General features: G+C 62.6%; 20 protein-coding genes and 2 pseudogenes. 17 read left to right on the top strand and 5 right to left on the bottom strand.

What is annotated here, in order from left to right; all coding sequences use genetic code 11:
• Window positions 1-9: 9 nt before the first annotated feature.
• A complete protein-coding gene (locus L630_RS23380) occupies window positions 10-651 on the top strand; it encodes an FAD/NAD(P)-binding protein (RefSeq protein WP_245263672.1) in 642 nt (213 codons plus the stop codon).
• Here the strand turns inward: L630_RS23380 and L630_RS23375 are convergent.
• Complete coding sequence (locus tag L630_RS23375; protein WP_245263671.1) at window positions 613-1,083, bottom strand: hypothetical protein; 471 nt, start codon at window positions 1,081-1,083, stop codon at window positions 613-615. The two genes, L630_RS23380 and L630_RS23375, sit on opposite strands and share 39 nt — an antisense overlap.
• Between L630_RS23375 and L630_RS23370 the strand changes: the two genes are divergently transcribed.
• The 12 genes from L630_RS23370 (at window position 1,078) to L630_RS0106845 (ending at window position 14,104) form a co-directional block, all read left to right on the top strand.
• A complete protein-coding gene (locus L630_RS23370; protein ID WP_245263670.1) occupies window positions 1,078-1,617 on the top strand; it encodes a hypothetical protein in 540 nt (179 codons plus the stop codon). The two genes, L630_RS23375 and L630_RS23370, sit on opposite strands and share 6 nt — an antisense overlap.
• Window positions 1,618-1,692: 75 nt before the next feature.
• Window positions 1,693-2,124 carry a hypothetical protein gene (locus tag L630_RS23575; protein ID WP_024847539.1) on the top strand — a complete coding sequence of 144 codons (432 nt, stop codon included), beginning with the start codon at window positions 1,693-1,695 and terminating at the stop codon, window positions 2,122-2,124.
• Between the two features lie 134 nt (window positions 2,125-2,258).
• Complete coding sequence (locus tag L630_RS0106890) at window positions 2,259-2,507, top strand: hypothetical protein (protein WP_024847538.1); 249 nt, start codon at window positions 2,259-2,261, stop codon at window positions 2,505-2,507.
• 84 nt (window positions 2,508-2,591) lie between these two features.
• Window positions 2,592-3,077 carry a hypothetical protein gene (locus L630_RS0106885; RefSeq protein ID WP_024847537.1) on the top strand — a complete coding sequence of 162 codons (486 nt, stop codon included), beginning with the start codon at window positions 2,592-2,594 and terminating at the stop codon, window positions 3,075-3,077.
• 67 nt (window positions 3,078-3,144) lie between these two features.
• The gene (locus L630_RS0106880) at window positions 3,145-3,888 is read left to right on the top strand and encodes a competence/damage-inducible protein A (RefSeq protein WP_024847536.1); all 744 of its coding nucleotides are present in this window, start codon (window positions 3,145-3,147) and stop codon (window positions 3,886-3,888) included.
• A gap of 133 nt (window positions 3,889-4,021) precedes the next feature.
• Window positions 4,022-4,861, top strand: a complete 840-nt coding sequence (locus L630_RS0106875) for a universal stress protein (protein WP_024847535.1) — start codon at window positions 4,022-4,024, stop codon at window positions 4,859-4,861.
• Between the two features lie 154 nt (window positions 4,862-5,015).
• Entirely contained in the window at window positions 5,016-5,513 is a 498-nt protein-coding gene (gene gpt / locus L630_RS0106870; protein ID WP_024847534.1) for a xanthine phosphoribosyltransferase, read from the top strand.
• 139 nt (window positions 5,514-5,652) lie between these two features.
• Window positions 5,653-6,147, top strand: a complete 495-nt coding sequence (locus tag L630_RS0106865; protein ID WP_024847533.1) for an NUDIX hydrolase — start codon at window positions 5,653-5,655, stop codon at window positions 6,145-6,147.
• A 101-nt stretch (window positions 6,148-6,248) separates the two neighbouring features.
• Window positions 6,249-7,814: an inorganic phosphate transporter gene (locus L630_RS0106860; RefSeq protein WP_024847532.1), complete on the top strand. Its 1,566-nt coding sequence runs from the start codon at window positions 6,249-6,251 to the stop codon at window positions 7,812-7,814.
• Between the two features lie 675 nt (window positions 7,815-8,489).
• A complete protein-coding gene (locus L630_RS0106855) occupies window positions 8,490-12,290 on the top strand; it encodes a vitamin B12-dependent ribonucleotide reductase (protein WP_024847531.1) in 3,801 nt (1,266 codons plus the stop codon).
• A gap of 451 nt (window positions 12,291-12,741) precedes the next feature.
• Window positions 12,742-13,686, top strand: coding sequence for a toll/interleukin-1 receptor domain-containing protein (locus L630_RS21090; RefSeq protein ID WP_034329592.1), 945 nt, complete (start codon window positions 12,742-12,744; stop codon window positions 13,684-13,686).
• A 52-nt stretch (window positions 13,687-13,738) separates the two neighbouring features.
• Window positions 13,739-14,104, top strand: a complete 366-nt coding sequence (locus L630_RS0106845) for a hypothetical protein (protein WP_024847530.1) — start codon at window positions 13,739-13,741, stop codon at window positions 14,102-14,104.
• Between the two features lie 296 nt (window positions 14,105-14,400).
• Here L630_RS0106845 and L630_RS0106840 read toward each other — a convergent pair whose 3' ends face one another.
• Together L630_RS0106840 and L630_RS22400 are read right to left on the bottom strand one after the other, a co-directional pair.
• Window positions 14,401-15,294: an MBL fold metallo-hydrolase gene (locus L630_RS0106840; protein ID WP_144708893.1), complete on the bottom strand. Its 894-nt coding sequence runs from the start codon at window positions 15,292-15,294 to the stop codon at window positions 14,401-14,403.
• Window positions 15,295-15,425: 131 nt separating this feature from the next.
• Complete coding sequence (locus tag L630_RS22400) at window positions 15,426-15,632, bottom strand: DUF1236 domain-containing protein (protein ID WP_084465816.1); 207 nt, start codon at window positions 15,630-15,632, stop codon at window positions 15,426-15,428.
• Window positions 15,633-15,914: 282 nt separating this feature from the next.
• Between L630_RS22400 and L630_RS0106830 the strand changes: the two genes are divergently transcribed.
• Window positions 15,915-16,202: a hypothetical protein gene (locus tag L630_RS0106830; RefSeq protein WP_024847527.1), complete on the top strand. Its 288-nt coding sequence runs from the start codon at window positions 15,915-15,917 to the stop codon at window positions 16,200-16,202.
• Between the two features lie 4 nt (window positions 16,203-16,206).
• On the opposite strand, the gene istB is transcribed toward L630_RS0106830, so the two are convergent.
• Both istB and istA read right to left on the bottom strand, forming a co-directional pair.
• Window positions 16,207-17,103, bottom strand: a complete 897-nt coding sequence (gene istB, locus L630_RS0106825) for an IS21-like element helper ATPase IstB (RefSeq protein ID WP_024847526.1) — start codon at window positions 17,101-17,103, stop codon at window positions 16,207-16,209.
• Window positions 17,100-18,586: pseudogene (gene istA, locus L630_RS21085) on the bottom strand (IS21 family transposase). Before istA ends, istB begins: the two are co-directional and overlap by 4 nt.
• Window positions 18,587-18,783: 197 nt before the next feature.
• Here istA and L630_RS0106815 point away from each other — a divergent pair.
• The 3 genes and pseudogenes from L630_RS0106815 to L630_RS0106805 form a co-directional block, all read left to right on the top strand.
• On the top strand, window positions 18,784-20,853 hold the full coding sequence (locus L630_RS0106815) for a beta-glucosidase (RefSeq protein ID WP_024847525.1): 2,070 nt from the start codon (window positions 18,784-18,786) through the stop codon (window positions 20,851-20,853).
• Between the two features lie 60 nt (window positions 20,854-20,913).
• Window positions 20,914-21,825 carry a carbohydrate porin gene (locus tag L630_RS0106810; protein WP_024847524.1) on the top strand — a complete coding sequence of 304 codons (912 nt, stop codon included), beginning with the start codon at window positions 20,914-20,916 and terminating at the stop codon, window positions 21,823-21,825.
• A 27-nt stretch (window positions 21,826-21,852) separates the two neighbouring features.
• Window positions 21,853-22,161 (top strand): annotated as a pseudogene (locus tag L630_RS0106805) (transposase); the annotation flags it as partial.

The following is a 22,161-nucleotide window of genomic DNA, read 5'->3' as shown; positions in this document are numbered from 1 at the left end:
AGGGACCGTATGACACTGCGCGTTGCGATCGTGGGCTCCGGCCCCACGGGTCTTTACACCTTCCAGAAACTTATCGAGACCGCCGAGCCGCTTTCGATCTTCATCTTCGAAAAGGGCGACCGGGCCGGCATCGGCATGCCCTATACCTCGGAGACGGCCGATCGGCGCATGCTGGCAAACATTGCCAGCATCGAAATCCCGCCGCTCAACCAGTCCTACCATGACTGGCTGACGAGCCAGCCAAAGGCCATCCTGCGCAGCTATGGTGTCGATCCGGACACCTTCGACGTGCGGACGTTCACGCCGCGCATGCTGCTCGGCGAATACTTCCGCGCGCAGTTCGTGTCGCTGGTCGGCAAGGCGGAGGCGCGGGGGCATTTCGTCTCGATCCACGAAGGAACCGAAATCGCGGATGTCGTTCCGGAAGGCCGGCATGTTCGGCTGGAAACGACGGTCGGTCCGGCGGACGAAAACTTCGACCGGGTGATCCTCGCCACGGGGCACATGTTCCCGATCGATGACGACCCAACCGACCACTACTATCCGAGTCCATGGTCCGGCCTCATCGATGCGGACATTCCGGCGGCGGAGGTCGGGGCCATGGGCACGTCGCTAAGTGCGATCGACGCGGCGATGGCGGTCGCGTGCTAGCACGGGCAGTTCCTGCAGGATCCCGACGGCGAGCTTTCCTTCCGGCCGAAAGACGCGGAAACGAAGCTCCGGATCACGCTGCTTTCCCGCTCCGGCGTTCTGCCCGAGGCCGATTTCTACTGCCCGATCCCCTACGAACCGCTTGCGGTCTGCACGCCCGACGCGCTCGCCACTGAACGAGAACTCGGGGCCAGGGGGCTGCTCGATCGCGCCTACGCTCTGTTCGCCGAGGAACTGGAGCACGACGATCCCGATTGGTCGAAATCGATCGGTCTGGATGAGCTCGACGCTGACAGCTTCGCCGACGCTTATTTCGCGGCGCGCCTCCAAAGCGACCCGTTCCGCTGGGCGCGAAAGAACCTGATCGAGGTCGAGCGGAACCGAGAGGCAAAAGTCACGGTCGCCTGGCGCTACGCGATCCTGCGCATGCACGAGGAGTTCGAGGATCTCTACCCGGAACTCGACGAGGAGGACCGCAAGCGGTTTGACCGCGGGCTGAAGCGGGTGTTCGTCGACAACTACGCGGCGGTGCCGCCGGAATCGATCCGCCGTCTGCTGGCGCTACGCGACGCAGGGCTGCTGAAGGTCGCGGGGATCGGCAGCGACTACAAGATGGACGTGCGGGAGGACGAGACGGTTATCCGAGCCGAAGACAGGACATACCGGTTCACGGTGTTCATCGACGCGCGCGGACAGCAGCGTCTTGGCTCAAAAGACATCCCCTTCCCCACGCTGCGGGAACTCCTGCTGGGTGCCGGCAGCGAGGTTCCGGAAGTGGGAGACGATTACAGCCTGCTCGATCCGCCCGAGCTCGAGGGGCTGGTTAGCCTGGGCGCGCTGCCTTTCCTGATGCACGACCGGCCGTTCGTGCAGGGCATCACTGCGTGTGCCGAGATCGGCGCTGCCATGGGCCATGCCGTGCGCAAGCAATCAAGCCGCAAGCGGCGCCGGCTCGAAGCGGCGTGAGAACGTGAAGCCCCGATGCGGAACCATCCGCCTCGCCTCCTGTTGGTCTTAACAAAACCACGACAGGAGGCAACGATGTCCCCCAATTCCCCAAGAGACGGTAAGCCCGGCACCACCGACCAGTCCCCGCGCTGGGAGGGTCCGGAAGAGACCCGTCCCTCAGGATACCTGCCGGCAATCGATGATCCCGACCATGAGCCGGATGCTGCCGGCGAGACCAACGCCAATCCGGACCGCAACTCGCTTTCCGATGCCGTTGCAATGCGCAACCGTGAGCAGGCGGCAAAGGCGCCGCAGGACACGCAGTATACCGGCCACGAGGAGTTTTCCCAGGATGCCGCCGGCAACAAGCCGCCAGAGGGCTTTGGCAACAGTGAACCTGCCGACGATGTCGACGCGAAGACGCGGCATTCCGATGGCGTGAATGCCGAGCCCGCCTCGCAGCAGCCGCTGCCGGGCGGCGGCCGCGAGACGGGGCATCACGACAAGGACGCGTGGCGCCGCTGATGCAGAACCATCTCCTGTGACCTTTGCGTCGCACGTTCCCAAAAGTCGTGCGCGACGGGTGGAATGCGCCGCGGATGCCCGGTATTGTACCGGCGATTTCGTATCCGTGGCGCAAGCCAATTCAGGAGACCCATATGACAGACGATTTCGAGAAATCCGCCATTTTCATCATCGTCGTTTTCGGTGCGCTCACGCTCGGCGGCTTGATGGCGGCAAATCTCGTCTATGGGCACAGGACTGGCGTCCTGTTTGCGCTCGGCAGCTCCACCTGCGCATGGGTGGCGGGCTACGCGATGATCTACAACAAGCCGAGCGCCTTTCGCTGGCTGCTGGCTGGCGCGTGCGTCCTCGGTCTCGTCTCGACCTACTACCTGATCAGGTAGAGCTATCATCCGGCGCCGGTGCGATTTCGTTAAGCATCGGCGCTGTCTTATGCGTGAAGACCGATTCTGCTTCGGGGACCACGCATGAACCGCACCTTCGCCGCCTTTGCCCTCGTGCTGGTGCTGACCGGCTTGCTTGCCGCCCTCAGCATCGCCGTCGAACTCAAGGGCTATCCTTTCGGCAAGTTCGGAATCGCCCGCCTCGACAATGTCGCGAGCGCGGCCACCTTCATTCCGCTTGCTGCTCTCTACGCCATCTGCGGCGCGCTGATGATGCTGCTGCCGCTGCGCGCGGCGGGCTTTGTGATGGCGAATGGCGCCGTGCCGGTCTTTTCCACGACGCTGGTTCTGCTTGCGACGATCATCGGCGTGCAGCTGGCGCGCTTCGCCTTCGGCAACAGCGGCGCGCTGTCGGTGCTCATCGACTGGCAGTTCATCTTCGCGGTGGTCATCATCGGTGCCCATCTCGCCATGAACGAGCTCAGGCGGAACGTGCTGCTGCGCACGCTGTTCTTCGTCGTCTTCCTCGCGGCGTGCCTGGCCTGCCTGTTCTGGACATTCCGGCTCTAGCACGAGGCCCATTGCTGCGGCCGGCGCGCGGGGATATTGCTCGACGCAGTTTCCCGAGAGGCACGCCATGTCCGAAATCATTACCGCCGCCATGATCGTCATCGGAGATGAGATTCTCTCCGGCCGGACCAAGGACAAAAACATCGGACACCTCGCGGACGTGATGACGGCTATCGGCATCGACCTCAAGGAAGTGCGGATCGTGTCCGACGACGAGGACGACATCGTCGCGGCGGTGAATGCGCTGCGGGCGCGATACACCTATGTGTTCACCACCGGCGGCATCGGCCCGACGCATGACGACATCACCGCAGACTCGATCGCCAAGGCCTTTGGCGTCCCGTGCGAATACGACGAGAAGGCCTACAAGCTGCTTGAGGCGCATTACGCCCAGCGCGGGCTCGAGTTCACCGAGGCGCGCAAGCGCATGGCGCGCATGCCGGTTGGCGCCGAGCACATCGACAACCCGATCTCCATCGCCCCCGGCTTCCGGATCGGCAACGTCCATGTCATGGCGGGCGTGCCCTCGATCTTCCAGGCGATGCTAGACAATGTCGTGCCGACGCTGAAGACCGGTACCAAGATGCTGTCGGCGATGATCCACTGCCCGTTCGGCGAAGGCGTCATCGGCGGACCGCTCGCCGAGATCCAGAAGGCGCATCCCGACACGATCATCGGGTCGTACCCAAAATTTCTGGACGGCAGCTTCTGGACGGAGCTCGTGGTGCGTGCCCGCACGCAAGAGGCACTGGATGCCGCCGCTGGCGAGGTGCAGACGATGGTCGACGCGCTGAAGTCGAAGCAGCCCTGAGCTACCCTTCCTCCGGCTTGAATGCCCCAACGGCAGGTTTATGATCCGCCATTGACCTCGGTCAAAGCGAAACCTTCGGGGTGCGCAGAGTGTTGCAGTGGATGCGCGATCAGCGCAGGAGCCGGAGGCCAGTATGAGCTACAAGACCATTCTCGTCGTACTGCAGGACAAGTCGGATGCCGAGCGCGTGTTAGATTGCGCGCTGCCCCTCGCCAGTCGCTTCTCCGCGCACGTCATTGCCGTGCATGCGGAGGCAATCCCCCTGCCCTACGTCTCGCCGATGGGCTTCCCCGACACCAATTTCATGACCCTCGACTCCGAGGCCAACCAGAAGCACAGCGACGAGCTGAAGAAGCTGTTCGAGAGTCGCGCTGAGCGGGAAGGGATCTCGCATGAGTGGCATGCGCTTGAAAGCGTCTCGGGCGACAGCGCCGTCGGCTCCCTGATCGTCGCCCGCGCCTGCGACCTCATCATCGTTCAGCAGGTTAATCCGGAAGCCGAAGCGGGCTCCTACGCGGATGTCGAGGCGTTGCTGTTCGAGAGCGGCCGCCCGGTGCTGTTCGTGCCTTATGCGATGCCGGCGAAGACCTCATTCCGCAAGGTGCTGATCGCCTGGAACGGCACGCAGCAGGCAGCACGCGCCGTGTTCGACGCCCTGCCCTTCATCCGCGAGGCTGAGGAGACGGAAATCCTTACCCTCGACGCGTCTGACAGCGGTCATGAAGACGGTGCGCTTGCCGGCGTCGACATTGCTGCTGCGCTTGCCCGCCACGGTGCGAAGATCACCTATTCGCCCTCGACCTCCGGCGAGATCGGAGTGGGTGCAGCGATCGAGAACCGCGTCGCCGAGAGCGGCGCCGAGTTGCTGGTGATGGGCGCCTACAGCCAGTCCTGGCTGAAGCAGCTGTTCTTCGGCGGCACCACGCGCACCATGATGCGCTCGATGCTGGTTCCGACGCTGATGGCCCGATAGCAGCCAGTTTTCGCAGTCTTGCCCGCAGAGTAATTCTGCCGGCGCTGCATGTAATGCCGCGGTTCGGCGAGCCCATCTTGCCAAGAGACCAGTATTCCGGCTAATTCCGGCTGCATTCCAGCCTACGCATATGCGCCAACCGGAGTGCAGTCTCATGTCCCTTCCCGAAAAGGCTTTCCCCGTCTCCTGGGATCAGTTTCATCGTGACGCCCGCGCTCTGGCGTGGCGCCTGTCCGGCCTGAACATGCAGTGGAAGGCGATCGTCTGCATCACGCGCGGCGGGCTCGTTCCGGCAGCAGTGATTGCACGCGAGCTCGGCATCCGCCTGATCGAGACAGTCTGCGTTGCCTCGTATCACGACTACACCGACCAGGGTGACCTGCGCGTGCTGAAGGAAATCAACGCCGAGCTTATGAAGGAAGAGGGCGCAGGCGTGCTGATCGTCGACGACCTCACCGACACCGGCAAGACGGCCGCAATCGTTCGCGCGATGATGCCGAAGGCGCACTTCGCCGCGGTTTATGCCAAGCCGAAAGGCCGCCCGATCATCGACACCTTCGTCACCGAAGTGTCGCAGGACACCTGGATCTACTTCCCGTGGGACATGGGGTTCACCTACCAGAAGCCGATTGCAGACAGCGCGGTTCGCTGACCGCCAGATCTTGCGCGAGCTTGCTGACGCTGATGCAGGGCTTCGCGATCTTATTGAATTTCACACATTTTGCGCTTCCCTTCCGGGCACCGTGCCGGCAATATTCGTAAGTCGGCAAAATTGTTTGGTTGAGGAGATCATGGTGTTCACCCGTGGCAGGCGCAAATGGCTGAAGGAGCGTGTCAGGCGTCTCTTCGGCGGGCTGCCGCGCCGCGTGCAGGTCGCTGCCCTTCCCTGGCGGCTGACGGAAAAAGGTGACTTCGAGATCCTGCTCGTCACCAGCCGCGGCACCGGCCGCTGGGTGCTGCCCAAGGGCTGGCCGGAAAAGCGCGAGGAGCCCTACGAGGCCGCCGCGCGCGAGGCGGCAGAGGAAGCGGGCGTTTCCGGCGGCATCTCCCGGCGCCCGATCGGCACCTACCTCTACCAGAAGAAGCTGCCCTCCGGCATGGAATGGGGCTGCGAGGTTTCAGTCTTCCCACTCGAGGTCGACGAGGTTGCCGACAAGTGGCCGGAGCGGAAGAAGCGCAAGCGGCGCTGGTTTGCGCCGAGGGACGCGGCCCGGCTCGTCGACGAGCCGGACCTTAGCGAGCTCATTGAATATTTCGCCGCCAATCCACGGCAATCTGCAGCCTGAGCATCTGACACAAGAAAGTCGTCTTGCTATCGGAATGCCGCTTTCTTAAGCGAGGGGCCGCTGTCACAGTTGCTGGCGGCGGCTAACCGATAGGACGCTCGATGACTGTCAACGCCACGGAAGCGCGCAAAGAAACGCTCGACAAGGATCTGGACAAGCTCGTCCATGTCGAGGAAGCGGCGTCGTTTCTGTCACGCGGGCTGGTGGCACCTGGCCTCGGCCTGCTGTTCCTGGCGCTCGCCGCGATCGTCGCCTCCTTCTTCGCCATCGGTGAGCCGCGCGCGGTGCTCGTCATCATCGCGGCCGCAATCGGCGGCTACATGGCGCTCAACATCGGCGCCAACGACGTCGCCAACAATGTCGGCCCGGCCGTCGGCGCCAAGGCGCTGACCATGGGCGGCGCGTTGGCCATCGCTGCCGTGTTCGAGAGTGCCGGCGCGCTTATTGCGGGCGGCGACGTCGTCACCACGATTTCCAGTGGCATTGTCGCGCCCGCCAGCCTGCCGACCGGCGACGCGTTCATCCGCCTGATGCTGGCGGCCCTCCTTTCTTCCGCGCTCTGGGTCAATCTCGCCACCTGGATCGGCGCGCCCGTCTCCACCACCCATGCAGTGGTCGGCGGCGTGGTTGGTGCTGGCATTGTCGCGGCGGGCTTCTACTCCATCAACTGGGCGATGATCGGAAACATTGCCCTCAGCTGGGTCGTCTCCCCGCTCCTCGGCGGTATCATTGCCGCCCTATTCCTGTTCTTCATCAAGACGACGATCATCTATCAGGACGACAAGATCACGGCCGCGCGCCGCTGGGTGCCGGTCCTGATCGCGATCATGGCGGGCTCGTTTGCCGCCTATCTCGTGACTAAGGGCCTGAAGCGCGTCATCGATCTTTCGGCACTGCAGATCACGCTGGTTGGCGTCGCCTGCTTCGTCGTCGCCTGGTATTTTTCGCGCATCAGCGTGAACCGCCAGTCGCGGGGCATGGAGAACCGAAACCAGTCGCTGCGCAAGCTGTTCAACATGCCGCTGATCCTGTCGGCTGCCCTGCTTTCCTTCGCCCACGGCGCCAATGACGTCGCCAACGCCGTCGGCCCGCTGGCCGCGCTCGTCCACGCGACGCAGGATGGAACGACGAGCGGTGAAGTGGTTATTCCGCTGTGGGTGATGGTGATCGGCGCCCTCGGCATCTCGGTTGGCCTTGTCCTGTTCGGCCCGAAGCTGATCCGCATGGTCGGCCAGCAAATCACCAAGCTCAATCCGATCCGCGCCTTCTGCGTCGCGCTGTCGGCTGCAGTCACGGTTATCGTGGCGTCGTGGTTTGGCCTGCCGGTGAGCTCGACGCACATCGCAATCGGCGCCGTGTTCGGGGTCGGCTTCTTCCGGGAGTGGTACACCGCTCATTCCGGCCGCCGCCGCGCCTATCTCGAGCGCAAGGTGGCACGTGCCCGCGCCGAGCGTGCAGCCGCGAATGGCGAAAACGGCAATGACGCCACCGAGGATGCCTACGATCTCGAGGAGAAGGGACCGCCGATGTCGCGCGAGGAAATTGCCCGCCGCAAGCTGGTCCGCCGAGCGCATGTGACGACCATCGCAACCGCCTGGGTGACCACCGTTCCGGCTGCGGCCGCACTCGCCGCGCTGGTGTTCGTCTCCCTTAATATGCTGCCGTAAAGGCAGATAGCTCCGGAAATCGGTGCGAAAAGTACCTTTTCCACCGGGAATTCAGAGCCATCGGGGCCGGCCCAGCGGCCCCCCTAAGTGGCAACGCCAGATCCCCTCTTCTCCCCGTTATCCACACGCCGCTGCACAACATATTGGGGCGCACAACGTGCTCCAAACGACTGCTTGACGAGGGTGTTCGAGTCGCCTTTTATGGTCGGCGCGTCCCGTTCGCGGACGTGGCCGGCGCGTACTTTCACTGGCCGTATTTTTCCGATCTGTCTGTGTCTTGCAGATGCTGGCAACGTCGTGGGGACTCAATCTCCGGGCGCGCTTTCGTGCGTCCATGCCCTGCGGCCGGGGGTACACGAAGTGGTGTGTAAATTGGCTGTTAACCGTACATTTAGTATTTGCGTCCCAAGATAACACTAGATAATGTGCTCGATGGGTCACCGGCTGCGGTGAGCTAGTAGCGGAAACGAGTAAGATTCAGGACCCGCCGCAGGCGGAAAAATCGTTGGGAGCCGGCATGTTTGGGCTTCCCGATCTTTTTCGAACCGCTGCGGCAGGAGAGAGCCGCCGCCACAAGGCGACGGCAGACGGCGGACCGGTGTCAGGAGAGTCGCTCAGCGCAGATGCGCGAGCGATCTCCGGGCACTACATTTGGGGACCATAGGGACTAAAAAGATGCGCATCGAACGTCGCTTCACCAAGGCAGGCCAGTCGGCATACGCGGATATCGAGTTCCGCAAGGCGACCAGCGAAATCAAGAATCCCGACGGTTCCATCGTGTTCCGCCTGGCCGATATCGACGTTCCCGCGCAGTTCAGCCAGGTCGCGGCTGACATTCTCGCGCAGAAGTATTTCCGCAAGGCCGGCGTCCCGGCACGGCTGAAGAAGGTCGAGGAGAACGACGTCCCTTCGTTCCTCTGGCGTTCGGTGGCCGATGAGGAGGCGCTCGCCGAGCTTCCCGAGGACAAGCGTTATGGTTCGGAGACCGATGCGCGTCAGGTCTTCGACCGTCTCGCTGGCACCTGGACCTACTGGGGCTGGAAGGGCCGCTACTTCGACTCCGAAGAAGACGCCCTCGCCTTCCGTGACGAGCTCGCGTACATGCTCGCGACCCAGCGTGTCGCACCGAACTCGCCGCAGTGGTTCAACACCGGCCTGCACTGGGCCTACGGCATCGACGGCCCCGGCCAGGGCCACTATTACGTCGACCCGTTCACCGGAAAACTGACCAAGTCGACCTCGGCCTACGAGCATCCGCAGCCGCACGCCTGCTTCATCCAGTCGGTTGCCGACGACCTCGTCAACGAGGGCGGCATCATGGACCTGTGGGTGCGCGAGGCACGCCTGTTCAAGTACGGCTCGGGCACCGGCTCCAACTTCTCGCAGCTGCGCGGCGAAGGCGAGCGCCTGTCGGGCGGCGGCAAGTCGTCGGGCCTGATGAGCTTCCTCAAGATCGGTGACCGCGCCGCCGGCGCGATCAAGTCGGGCGGCACCACCCGCCGCGCCGCCAAGATGGTCGTGGTCGACATCGACCACCCGGACATCGAGGCCTACATCGACTGGAAGGTGACCGAGGAGCAGAAGGTTGCTGCGCTCGTCACCGGTTCGAAGATCGTCAAGCAGCACCTGACGGCCATCATGAAGGCCTGCGTCAACTGCGAAGGCGACAACGACGACTGCTACGACCCGGCCAAGAACCCGGTCCTGAAGCGCGAAATCCGCGCCGCCAAGAAGAACGCGGTGCCGGAAAACTACATCAAGCGCGTCATCCAGTTCGCCAAGCAGGGCTACACCTCGATCGAGTTCAAGACCTACGACACCGACTGGGATTCCGAGGCGTACCTGACCGTCTCCGGCCAGAACTCGAACAACTCCGTGTCGGTCAAGGACGACTTCCTGCGCGCAGTCGAGCAGGACGGCGACTGGAACCTGACCGCCCGCAAGGACGGCAAGGTGCTGAAGACGCTCAAGGCACGCGACCTGTGGGAGAAGATCGGCTACGCCGCTTGGGCGTCGGCTGATCCGGGCCTGCACTTCAACACGACGATGAACGACTGGCACACCTGCCCGGCTGCCGGCCCGATCCGCGCGTCGAACCCGTGCTCGGAGTACATGTTCCTCGACGACACGGCGTGCAACCTCGCCTCGATCAACCTGCTGACCTATCGCAACAGCGACGGCTCGATCGACGTCGACGCCTATGAGCACACCGTGCGCCTGTGGACCATCGTCCTCGAGATCTCGGTGATGATGGCACAGTTCCCGTCGTGGAAGATCGCCAAGCTGTCTTACGAATACCGCACGCTCGGCCTCGGCTTCGCCAATATCGGCGGCCTGCTGATGACCTCCGGCATTCCGTATGACTCCGACGAGGGCCGCGCGCTCTGCGCCGTGCTGACCGCGATCATGACCGGCGTCGCTTATGCGACCTCGGCCGAGATGGCCGCCGAACTCGGCGCCTTCCCCGAGTACACCGCGAATGCGCCGCACATGCTGCGCGTGATCCGCAACCACCGCCGCGCCGCCTATGGCGAGACGGAAGGCTACGAGAACCTGGCGGTCACCCCGGTGCCGCTCGAGGAAGAGCATGTCTGGCAGAAGGAACTCGTCCAGCGCGCCCGCGCTGCCTGGGATCGCGCGCTCGACCTCGGCGCCGAGTACGGCTACCGCAACGCGCAGGCGACCGTCATCGCTCCGACCGGCACGATCGGCCTGGTCATGGACTGCGACACCACCGGCATCGAGCCTGACTTCGCGCTGGTGAAGTTCAAAAAGCTGGCCGGCGGCGGCTACTTCAAGATCATCAACCGCGCCGTTCCGGAAGCCCTGCGTACGCTCGGCTATACCGAGAGCCAGATCGCCGAGATCGAGGCCTACGCGGTTGGCCACGGCAACATCAACCAGGCGCCCGGCATCAACCCGTCGACGCTGAAGGCCAAGGGCTTCACCGACGAGAAGATCGAGGCGATCAACGCCGCGCTCGGTTCCGCCTTCGACATCAAGTTCGTCTTCAACCAGTGGACGCTCGGCGCCGACTGGCTGAAGCAGACCTTCGGCTTCACCGACGAGCAGCTCAACGACTTCTCGTTCGAGATCCTGCCGGCGCTCGGCTTCTCGAAGAAGGACATCGAGGCCGCCAACATCCACGTCTGCGGCGCGATGACCCTCGAGGGCGCCCCACACCTGAAGGAAGAACACCTGCCGGTGTTCGACTGCGCGAACCCGTGCGGCAAGATCGGCAAGCGCTACCTCTCGGTCGAGAGCCACATCCGCATGATGGCGGCGGCACAGCCGTTCATCTCGGGCGCGATCTCCAAGACGATCAACATGCCGAACGAGGCAACCGTCGAGGACTGCAAGAACGCCTACATGCTGTCGTGGAAGCTCGGCCTCAAGGCGAACGCGCTCTACCGTGACGGCTCCAAGCTGTCGCAGCCGCTCAATGCCTCGCTGATCTCCGACGACGAGGAGGAAGCGGAAGAGGCGGTCGAGCAGATCGCAGCCGCCCCGGCCGCAGCCAAGGCGATCCAGGTCACCGAAAAGATCGTCGAGAAGATCGTCGAGCGCGAGGTGCGGTCGCTGCGCGAGAAGCTGCCGAACCGCCGCAAAGGCTACACCCAGAAGGCCGTCATCGGCGGTCACAAGGTGTACCTGCGCACGGGTGAGTTCGACGATGGCCGCCTCGGCGAGATCTTCATCGACATGCACAAGGAAGGCGCCGCCTTCCGTGCGATGATGAACAACTTCGCCATCGCGATCTCGCTTGGCCTGCAGTACGGCGTGCCGCTCGAGGAATATGTGGAGGCCTTCACCTTCACCAAGTTCGAGCCGGCCGGTATGGTCATCGGCAACGACGCGATCAAGAACGCGACGTCGATCCTCGACTACGTGTTCCGCGAGCTGGCGGTGTCCTATCTCGGCCGCCACGACCTCGCCCATGTCGACCTGTCGGACTTCTCCAACACGGCACTCGGCAAGGGGATCAACGAGGGCAAGGCAAGCCCGTACTCGCGCGGTCTCGTCCGTGGCGCCTCGCCGCTGAAGATCGTCTCTGGCGCCACAACCACCCCGGCCACCAACGCTCCTGCGGGCAACACGGCAGGCCGCACCGCCCCCGCCGGCTCGGCCCAGGCCTCCAACGTGCGCTCGATCAGCTCGGGTGCGACTGTGACGGCCCTGAAGCCGCTGACGTCGGAGCAGCCGGACAGCGCCACGGCCTTCAAGCGCGACTATGAGGAGCGTGCAAAGGATGTTGCCGAGGCAGCAGCCGCCGATACGGCGACCGCAGGCCTCTTCACCGACGCGGCGGCCCGCGAGGCAGCTGACGCCAAGGCGATCGCCGCCGAGCGCCGCCAGCAGTCGATGATGCAAGGCTACACCGGCAACTCGTGCTCGGAGTGTCAGAACTTCACGATGGTGCGCAACGGCACCTGCGAGAAGTGCGACACCTGCGGCGCGACCAGCGGCTGCAGCTGATCAATCAAAACTTAGAGGCCTGACGATGCGACCTGATTTTGGCTCTCGGTGATGCATTCTGGCTCCAGTGCGACTTAAGGTCTGTCTCTCACGCCCTGACGCGTCACTGAAGCTCGCTCAACGTCAGGGTAGACTGTTCATTCGACACACGAAGTCTGCTCACCCGGCCGCAAAGGGTCGGGTGAGCCTCAAAAACAAGGCTCCCCAGGCGCGGCCATGCGCCTGGGAAATGGCAGAGGGAACGAAACGGAAACCCGTAGCATCCAGGAGGTCACGTGCCTGAATTCCGTCGCTACCAGTGCCTGAACTGCGGGCATCGTTTCGCCGCAGAGGTTCTCACCCGTGAAGAGGTGGAAGAACTCGAGAAGGAATTCCGTCGGGCAGGACTAGTCCAATGCCCCGAATGCAAGCGCACCGACCTACGTCCCGGCTGGTAAGCATCAGAGGAATCATGACTTCAGTCTTCTTTTCCTACTCCCACGCCGACGAAGGCCTGCGAAATCAGCTCGAGAAGTGCCTCTCGATGCTGAAACACCAAGGTGCAATCGACACCTGGCACGACAGAAGAATCCTCGCTGGCGACGAGCTCGGCGGCTCAATCAGCGCGGCAATCGAAAGCGCGGACCTGATCCTGCTGCTTGTCTCGCCTGACTTTCTCGCCTCGAAATACTGCTACGATGTCGAGATGGGGCGAGCCCTGCAACGGCACGAGGCAGGCGAAGCCCGTGTAATGCCGATCATCCTCCGGCCTTGCGACTGGGAAGTGTCGCCCCTCGCCAAGCTCCTTGCAGCACCTAGGGATGGGAAGCCAGTCACCAAATGGCCCGACCCTGATGAAGCCTTTCAGGACATCGTGAGCGCGATCCGGAAGGCCCTGCCCAAGCAGCAGAACGCGCCTGCTCGCAAGCCGACGGCCGCCGACCTAATGCAATTCCCAGTGGCTAAGGCGCTGCCGAGGTCTAGCAATCTGCGCCTTTCAAAACAGTTCACGGAATCGGATCGCGATCGCTTTCTACAGCAAACGTTCGAATACATTGCGGACTTCTTTGAGGGTTCCTTGGCGGAGTTGTCTGCCCGGAACGAGGGCATCGAGACGACCTTCAAGCGTGTGGATGCAAACAGGTTCACCGCCGTCGTATATCGAGACGGCAAAGCACGGGCGAGGTGTAAGATCGGCCTAGGAGGCATGATGGGGACCGGCATCTACTACGCCAGCAACGATCAGGCTCCAGACAATACAATGAATGATGGCCTCAGTGTCGTGGATGATGATCAAGGCCTCTACCTAAATCCGCTGATGGGGCCGGCTCGTTTCGGCTCCGGAGGTAAGCAGCACCTGACCTTCGAAGGGAGTGCCGAATACTTCTGGGAGATGCTGATCGCGCCCTTGCAGTAGCGAAAGCGTGAAGCGAGCATTGTGATATGAGCGGCACAACGAAGGACCCTGAATGACTTCTACACCAGAAAAGGAAGACCGCCTAATCGAGAACTATTTCGAGGGACTTCTCAAAAACGGAACTGGCTTTGACGCTACAAGCTCAGCAAAGCATAGGCCTTTGACGAAAGATGAGCTGACGGAGACGCTTCTGACAATTTGGCCAGACGGCAAAAGCAATCCCATGCTGCAATTGGCCGATCTCGTGCTACACCCCCTCGGTCACCGCCCAACTGGCTTAAAAAATCGAGCACATGACCGTATGTCTGAAGCAGGGCAGATCATCGACTTCAGAAGCAACGGCGACGAGACGATCGCTGTTAAGTACTCCTGCTATGATGGTCCGTACAAGGTATGGATGAACCCCAGAAACACATAAGGGACCCGAAGGTCCCTTAAGGCGGTCGGCGTAAAGCCTGACCCCGTGGCAAAGCCATGCATACTGTATATGGCATCACTTTAGATTTTTCAAGAGTCGTTGAAGCCGCCGCTTAAGACGATGCGCGCGCAGCACAAAGCTTAACTTAAGCCCAACCGTGAGCGGATACGCACGAATCTGAAAGGATTCCAGGGACATCGTCGCGGACACCGCAGAACTGGGCTATAGCGCTCCTGGCGTTAAATCGAGAGCTTCGAAGGCTGCGGGCTGAACTCAGTCCGCGAAAGGGTGATCGACTACCTATACGCGCTACCATCCGCTGCACGCGCCGGGTTGCCGATATAGACGCCCTGTTCCGGCACAGCGATCTTGTCGAAATTCCGGGCAAGCTCATGCAGGGCCCGCTGCATATCCGCCCCTCCCAGCGCGGGGCCGTGTCCAGTGACCACAATCTCCGGTTCGAGATCGGCCAGCATCTGCACCGATGATCGCGCGCTTGGCCAGTCGGGGGTAAAATACATCGGCGGGCCGTGCATTTCGGGAGTCTGGGTTGCCACTGCGTAGGCAGATTCCTGGCGCGTCGTGATGAAGGCATCTCCGGCGATCAGCACCTTGTCCGCCTTCCGCCAAAGCGAGATGTGTCCCGGAGCATGACCCGGGGTATGAAGCCATTGCCAATCCGGCAGATCGGGAATGCCACCGTCAGGAGGAAGTATCCTGAGCCTGCTGCCCACATCGACAGGGCTCGTTGGATAGAACGAGGAGAGCCGCGCCATCAGGCCGCCGCCGACACTTGGATCCGGGTCTGGATAGGATGCGCTTCCGTTGAGGTAGGGCTCTTCCAGGGGATGCGCGTAGACCGGAACATCCCAGTGCTCTGCCAGTTCTTCGAGCGCGCCCACATGGTCAAAGTGCCCGTGCGTCATCACGATAGCGGCGGGACGCGCCGCGACGCCAAACCGTTCCTCGGCAGCCTGCATGATCAAGCGGGCTGTACCCGTTAGCCCCGCATCAACCAGGACCCACCTCCGGTCGCCCGCGCCGGGAGGGCCGATATAGACAACATTGACGATGCCAAGACGGCGATAAGCAATGTCAGGTGCGATCTCATGGGTATGGTCGTTCCGTGCAGCGTCAAGTCGCTCGTCAAAGGCCTGCTGGTCACGGTCGAGCGGTATCTGAGCCATCAGGGAGTTCTCCTTCTACCACCCCAACATGGGCAGCTGGTGATGGTTCCAGTGACGTGGAGAAGGCCTTGGAGCGGCGAACTCGAAACCACGTGATGGCAGCGGAGGCCCCCCGCACCTCCGCGCACCAGACATCAGCTGACAAGGACGTAAACCACCTTGGGCGTGTCCGGTTCAACAATGACGATCCGGCCGTCGGGCAGCAAGAAGAACTCGTAGCCTTCGTAGGCTGGAACGATTTCTACAATTCGCGGTGGAAGAGGCCGCAGCTCAATCGTGCGCGGGACTTCAACACGACGCTGACATTCACTTGGTACCGGACTGTCGGCGACCGGCTTCAAGGTGCCAGATACCGCAGTTCGGCACCGACCTCATACCGTAGGTTCGTCCGTCCGGTGCGTTCCCAGAAGCTGCCTTTTCAGGAACTGACCATCAGCGGGCGGTGGCTCCTTCGGATCCGCGGGCAGATCGATTCGCCCACTTCCAGATCGCGCCGGAGGGGGACTGTCTGGCTCGTGCCGCTCGATTGTGATAATGATTAAGATGCCACTCATCCTCCCTGCAGGGCCGAGTGTGGGGACCTCGACTGCTGCCCAGAGGCTGAGGATCCCAAGGAGAATGACATGAGCAGGTTGCTCGCATCTCTCGCCGGGTTGCCGCTGATCCTCGGCGGCATGCAGGCGTTTTCGCAGGAATCGGACGCTGATGTGCGGGCTCGGGAAACCGAGCAGCAGATGACCGATGACGAGCGGTTCTCGCTCCTCATCAGCGTTCTCGGTAACGTGCCGGGCGCCTCGGTCCCTGCGGACCCGCGAGTCGCCGATCTCGAAAACGCCAGCGCGGGCTGGACGCCCGGAGTCCCGCGGTATAGCGCGGCAATCTGGATGAGACGCTGGCGACAATCAGGATGAGATTCTACGTCGCGGCGTTTGTGATGTTATCAGGTTGTTTGTCGCGGGCAACCTCGCCGTCTTCCTGTGATTGACGCGGAGCGTCAGTCACAGGTGTGTTCTTGATTGTCGCAAAAGATGCCGGTCTTCCCCGTTGCCGTTTAGCCTCGAGGGCCGATCGCCGCCGGTAGCTTTCGACGTTCATTTCGAAGATGGTCGCGTGATGGACCAGCCTATCGACAGCGGCCAGCGTCATGGCTGGATCGGGGAAGACCCTGTTCCATTCTCCAAAGGGCTGGTTGGCGGTAATCATGACCGAGCGTCGCTCGTATCTCGCCGAGATGAGCTCGAACAGAACGCTGGTTTCGGCCTGGTCCTTGGTGACGTAGGCGAGATCATCCAGGATCAGCAGATCGAACTTGTCGAGCTTGGCAATGGCCGCCTCGAGCTGCAGTTCGCGCCGGGCGACCTGTAGCTTCTGGACGAGATCGGTGGTCCTGGTGAAGTGCACGCGCCAGCCATTTTCGATCAACGCCAGGCCGATGGCTGCGGCGAGATGGCTTTTGCCGTCGCCCGGCGGGCCGAACATCAACACATTGGCGCCCTTGGCGAGCCAGCTGTCACCGGCCACCATGGCGACGATCTGAGCCTTCGAGATCATGGGCACGGCTTCAAAGTCGAAGCTGTCCAGCGTTTTTCCCGGCGGCAAGTGGGCTTCGGCCAGATGCCGCTCGATCCGCCGGTGGGCTCGCTCGGCAAGCTCATGCTCTGCAATGGCCGCCAGGAATCGTGCCGCGGGCCAGCCTTCGCGATCGGATTGCTCGGCGAACCTGGGCCAGAGGGTCTTGATAGTGGGCAATCTTAGCTCGTTGAGCATGATGCCGAGGCGAGCTTCATCGACTGGATGGGTATTGGCTTTCATGCGCTTTCTCCCGCCATGCCCTGGGTTCCGACCAGGACCTGGTAGCTGTCCAGACAGACGGGCTGCACCCAGACCTGGGGCAAGTCGGCGGGATCTGGAGAGAACTTTGTCCGCAATGTCGCCAGATCCGGCAGGCTACCGGAACGGAGCACCTGACCCAACTCATTGGCCAGCTCTCCTTCACAGTTGCGCTCATGGGCAAGCGCCAGGAGTTCGACTGTGATCTTGCAGGCTGGCCGTTCCGGCATCGCGGCACACAGCGCCTCAAACGCACGACGATATTCCGGTCGGGGGAAGAGCTTGTCGCGATAAACCAGGTGCAGCAGCGCCATGGGCTTCTTGCGCAAGGAGTGGATGACGTGATGGTAGTTCACCACCTGGTCATGCTTGCCGTTGGCCTGAGCGCGCCCTCTGGGCAGGGTCAGCAAATGCGTTCCGCCCATGAACACTTCCAGCCTGTCATCGAACAGACGTACCCTCAACCGGTGGCCGATCAGACGGGAAGGCACGGTGTAGAACACCTTACGCAAGGTGAACCCGCCCGTGCTGGAAACGGTGACGATCACCTCCTCGAAGTCCGTGGTGCGGCGCTCAGGCAGGACCTGCAGATGCGCTCGCTCCGCCTCGATGCCTTTACCGCGGTTCGCATTGCGGCGGCCGATGATCTCGTCGACAAAGGCGCGGTAGGAGCCCAGATCCTCGAAGTCGGGGCTGCCACGCATCAGCAAACCATCCCGGATCGCGCCTTTGAGATGGCCATGAGCACTCTCGATCGAACCGTTCTCATGGGCCACACCCTTGTTATTCCGCGTCGGGGTCATCCCATAGTGCGAGCAAAGGGCCTCGTATCGCGTCGTGAGATCTGTTCGAGCCTCGGCGTCGACATTGCGGAAGGCGGCCGAGAGGCTGTCGCTGCGGTGATAATGAGGAGCACCACCGGCCGACCACAAGGCATTCTGCAACCCCTCGGCCAGAGCAACAAAGCTTTCCCCGCCCAGAATGGCATGGGCGTGTTCGAAGCCAGACCAGGGTAGGCGGAAGTGGTACAGCAGGTGATCCAGCCGCTGCCCGGCAATGGTCACACCAAGCCCACCCATATCGGTAAAATCCGAAAGCCCCAGCCGTCCCGGTTCGTGAACCTGCCGGAAAATAACATCTCGCTCGGCGCCATGGATGGCGCGCCAGGCGTGAATACGACGCTCCAGCGTGCGACGGATACCAGGCTGCAGGTCGGGATGGCGGCGCAACAGTTCCTCATAAATGGCCACAGCTCGCAGCCCCGGCGCTGCCTGCAGCAACGGCACAACTTCAGCCTCGAAGATGTGCTCCAGGGGATCGGGACGTCGGCGTCCTCGGGGTTCTCGCCTCTGGGAAGGCAAACCGGGTTATGGAGCAGCCGGTAGCCTGTCGCGCGGCTTAGCCCGGCCTTGGCTGACGCCGTCTCGGTGGTGTGGTTTTGTCTGAGCTTCATGAAAAGCCTCATCTGATGATCGGTTACATGGCGCCCCGGCACAAAGGTGGTTCCCCTCCTGAAAACCACCACTGTACTGGGACGACCGCGATCACAGACCCCGTAATCGGGCAAAGCTGTTGGTACGTGCCTCCGGTCGGGCTACGCCCTGCCTGCGACACGCACCAACAGCTCCGTCTCATCCTGATTGACGCTGAGTCTCACCCTGTTTGACGCGCAGCACGCGGCTCGGCATCCCGGATCTGCAGTCCAGCGATGCCAGCATGGGCATTACGAACCCTGGCTATCGGCCTGACGACCCGGGGGCGACGGCATTCCCGGCATCCATTGTCGTCGGCTCCAGTTTCAACCCCGAGCTCGCTCGCGAAGGTGGCATCGCAATCGCGCGCGAGGCGCGCAGCCGCGGCTTCAACATCATGCTCGCCGGCGGGATGAACCTGACCCGGGAGGTCCGCAATGGCAGGAACTTCGAATATTACGGCGAAGATCCCCTGCTGAGCGCGATCCTCGCTTCCGAGCAGGTGAACGGCATCCAGAGCCAGCAGATCATCTCGACCCTCAAGCACTATACGCTCAACGCCAACGAGACGAACCGTCACTGGCTCGATGCGATCATCGACCCGATAGCACATCGCGAGTCGGACCTGCTCGCATTCCAGATAGCTATTGAGCTTTCCGAGCCGGGCGCGATCATGAGCGGCTACAACAAGATCAACGGCGAGTATGCCGGCGGCAGCCATCACCTGCTCAACGAAGTGCTCAAGGGCACCTGGGGCTACCAAGGCTACGTGATGTCAGACTGGGGTGCGACGCCGGAATGGCAATACGCGCTCCACGGTCTCGACCAGGAGTCCGGCGCCCAGGCCGATCGGTTCATGTGGAGCTTGGATGCCGAGCCTTTCGCGGCACCGCTGCGGCAAGCCTATGCTGAGGGCAAACTCCCCAAGGAGCGTCTGTCGGACATGGTGCGCCGCATCCTTCGCTCGGCCTATGCGGTGGGTATCGACCAGTGGGAAGCGGCCCCGGCGGTCGACATGGCGAGGCACAACGAGATCGCGCTTGAAATTGCTCGTCAGGGCATCGTCCTTCTGAAGAACGAAAACGTGCTGCCGCTTCCGGCCGACAAGCCGCTGAAGATCGCCGTCATTGGCGGCTACGCTCAGCAGGGAGTGATCAGCGGGACAGGCTCCGGCGCGGTTGCGCCGGTCGGCGGCTTTGCCAGCACGACCAAGATCGGCGGCGCCGGCGTCATGGGCAAACACCGCAACCTCTACCTGTTCCAACCATCCCCGGTGGAGGCCCTACAGAAGGCGTTCCCGAACGCTCAGGTCGAATTCGACCCCGGCTACACGCCGGCGGAGGCCGCGTTGACGGCGAGGCGTGCCGATGCCGTCATAGCGTTTGACATCCGCGTCGAGGGCGAGGGATTCGACCTGCCCGACCTGTCGCTGCCTTGGGGCCAGGATGCGGTGATCGATGCGGTTGCGACGGCAAACCCTGACACCATCGTCGTGCTCGAAACCGGGAATCCGGTATCGATGCCCTGGCGGGACAAGGTGAACGCAATCGTGCAGGCCTGGTATCCGGGCCAGGCAGGCGCACAGGCGGTCGCCGAGCTGCTTGCCGGCAAGGTCAATCCGTCAGGCCGAACGCCGATCACCTGGCCTGCGAGCCTGGCCGATACGCCACGGCCGACGCTGTCGGGGCTTGGCACCCCATGGCGCACGCCCGTCACAATCCGATACGACGAGGGCTATCGCTGGTACGCGAAGAAGGATGTCAAGCCGCTCTACCCCTTCGGGCACGGTCTCAGCTACACGAATTTCGCCTATAGCGACCTTAGAATATCCGGCGGCACCGCTGAAACCGCGGCGGCGGGAAGCGGGCAGCCGGCGGTGACATCCGCCAGCGCGGACGCGCCCGTTACCACGACCGAAGCGAAAGCCAGTCTCCTCTCCGGCGAGGAGACCGTCACCGCGACCTTCACCGTGACCAACACGGGCGAGCGGGAGGGTGCCGACGTGCCGCAGCTCTATCTGACCGCAGCTCCGAACGAGAAGCGCATGCGGCTGCTCGGCTTCGAGCGCGTGGTGCTCAAACCGGGCGAGTCGAAGCAGGTGACGCTTACCGTCGACCCGCGCCTGCTTGCCCGCTTTGAGGGCAAGGCGAACCAGTGGCGCATCATGGAAGGCGTGCATCACATCGCGCTCGGCAGATCCGCAGGCGACCTTGTGCTTACGGGGACCGCGGAACTGGACGAGCATCTGTTCGACCGTTGACCTGAAGGAACGGGTCTCAGCCGGATGGACTCGAGAATGACTCGGGATCGGAGAGCGACCATGGATCTCTTGTCACGCTCGCGAGGCTCGCGCCCGCAAGCATTCCTGCCGCACCGCCTGCAAAGCACCCGCGGGATACGCGGCTGCCTTTTGTCGGTTGCATTGTTGTTGCCAGGCGTCGGAGCGGCCTTTGCGACCGATGCCGCGCCGGGCTCCGAGCCCCAAGGGCCTCCAACACTTACTGGCGACTGGTTCGGCCAAGGGCCGGCACTTCGTGACGCAGGCTTGGACTTTCGCCTGGAATGGAGCCAGTTCTACCAGGGCATGGTCAGGGGAGAGGGCGACGGCTCCTGGCAATACGGCGGCAAGGTGGATGCGCTGGCGCGGATCGATCTTTCGAAGCTCGGCTTCTGGGATGGGCTGAGCGTCACCGCGCAGGGCTACTTCAATCATGGGGACAGCATCAACGGGATGGGTGGCGGCTTGCTCCCGGTCAACGTCGCTCTTTTGTTTCCCGGCACGGAATGGGACGAGCGATGGGATCTGATGGCGCTGTTCGTCACCCAACGACTGAGTGACCAGGTCAGCGTGAGCGTCGGCAAGTTCAAAGGCCTCGAACTGGCGCGTGCGACACCACTCAAGGGCGGCGGTGGCATCGATACGTTCTGGGGGAATCTGGCCGCCCCGATCTCCGGCATAACCCCGGCTACATTCAACGGGGCACTAATCAGCGTACCCACCAAGCCGGTTAGTTACTCCCTGATGATCTACGATCCGACTGACGCAACCAACCAACCTCTGTTCTCGGACCTGTTCGAGAACGGCGTCACGATCAATGGTGGGGCCACACTGGCGACGTCCATTGGCGGGCTGCCCGGATACTACTCGATAAAGGGCGTCTACAGTACGAGGACGGGGACCGATTTCAGCGAGATTGGTCTGCCCCCTGAAAAGTGGTCCTCCCTGAAGTAGGCTATTGAGCCGTAGGAGGACGTTTGAATGCCCCAGAAGAAGCACAAACCCGAAGAGATCGTGGCGAAGCTGCGCAAGGTCGACGTGTTGTTGTCGCAAGGCCGATCGGTCGGAGAAGCGGTCCGTTTGATCGGCGTGACGCAGTTTACGTATTACCGGTGGCGCAAGGAGTTCGGCGGCCTGAAGGGTGACCAGGTAAAGCGNCTNAANGAGCTTGAGAAAGAGAATGACCGGCTGCGCAAGGCGGTGTCGGACCTGACACTCGAGAAGCTGATCCTGAAAGAGGCTGCCTCGGGAAACTTCTGAGCCCCGCTCGCCGTCGCCGTTGCGTCGATC

The organism is Aminobacter sp. J41, assembly GCF_000526635.1.
GTDB lineage: Bacteria > Pseudomonadota > Alphaproteobacteria > Rhizobiales > Rhizobiaceae > Aerobium.
The sequence above is the reverse complement of the archived record's forward strand: the minus strand, read 5'-3'. Positions and strand labels throughout refer to the sequence as shown.

Coding starts and splice junctions, on each gene's coding strand:
- L630_RS23380 (WP_245263672.1), top strand. CDS start 10: ATGACACTGCGCGTTGCGATCGTGGGCTCCGGCCCCACGGGTCTTTAC.
- L630_RS23370 (WP_245263670.1), top strand. CDS start 1,078: ATGCACGAGGAGTTCGAGGATCTCTACCCGGAACTCGACGAGGAGGAC.
- L630_RS23575 (WP_024847539.1), top strand. CDS start 1,693: ATGTCCCCCAATTCCCCAAGAGACGGTAAGCCCGGCACCACCGACCAG.
- L630_RS0106890 (WP_024847538.1), top strand. CDS start 2,259: ATGACAGACGATTTCGAGAAATCCGCCATTTTCATCATCGTCGTTTTC.
- L630_RS0106885 (WP_024847537.1), top strand. CDS start 2,592: ATGAACCGCACCTTCGCCGCCTTTGCCCTCGTGCTGGTGCTGACCGGC.
- L630_RS0106880 (WP_024847536.1), top strand. CDS start 3,145: ATGTCCGAAATCATTACCGCCGCCATGATCGTCATCGGAGATGAGATT.
- L630_RS0106875 (WP_024847535.1), top strand. CDS start 4,022: ATGAGCTACAAGACCATTCTCGTCGTACTGCAGGACAAGTCGGATGCC.
- gpt (WP_024847534.1), top strand. CDS start 5,016: ATGTCCCTTCCCGAAAAGGCTTTCCCCGTCTCCTGGGATCAGTTTCAT.
- L630_RS0106865 (WP_024847533.1), top strand. CDS start 5,653: ATGGTGTTCACCCGTGGCAGGCGCAAATGGCTGAAGGAGCGTGTCAGG.
- L630_RS0106860 (WP_024847532.1), top strand. CDS start 6,249: ATGACTGTCAACGCCACGGAAGCGCGCAAAGAAACGCTCGACAAGGAT.
- L630_RS0106855 (WP_024847531.1), top strand. CDS start 8,490: ATGCGCATCGAACGTCGCTTCACCAAGGCAGGCCAGTCGGCATACGCG.
- L630_RS21090 (WP_034329592.1), top strand. CDS start 12,742: ATGACTTCAGTCTTCTTTTCCTACTCCCACGCCGACGAAGGCCTGCGA.
- L630_RS0106845 (WP_024847530.1), top strand. CDS start 13,739: ATGACTTCTACACCAGAAAAGGAAGACCGCCTAATCGAGAACTATTTC.
- L630_RS0106830 (WP_024847527.1), top strand. CDS start 15,915: ATGAGCAGGTTGCTCGCATCTCTCGCCGGGTTGCCGCTGATCCTCGGC.
- istB (WP_024847526.1), bottom strand. CDS start 17,103: ATGAAAGCCAATACCCATCCAGTCGATGAAGCTCGCCTCGGCATCATG.
- L630_RS0106810 (WP_024847524.1), top strand. CDS start 20,914: ATGGATCTCTTGTCACGCTCGCGAGGCTCGCGCCCGCAAGCATTCCTG.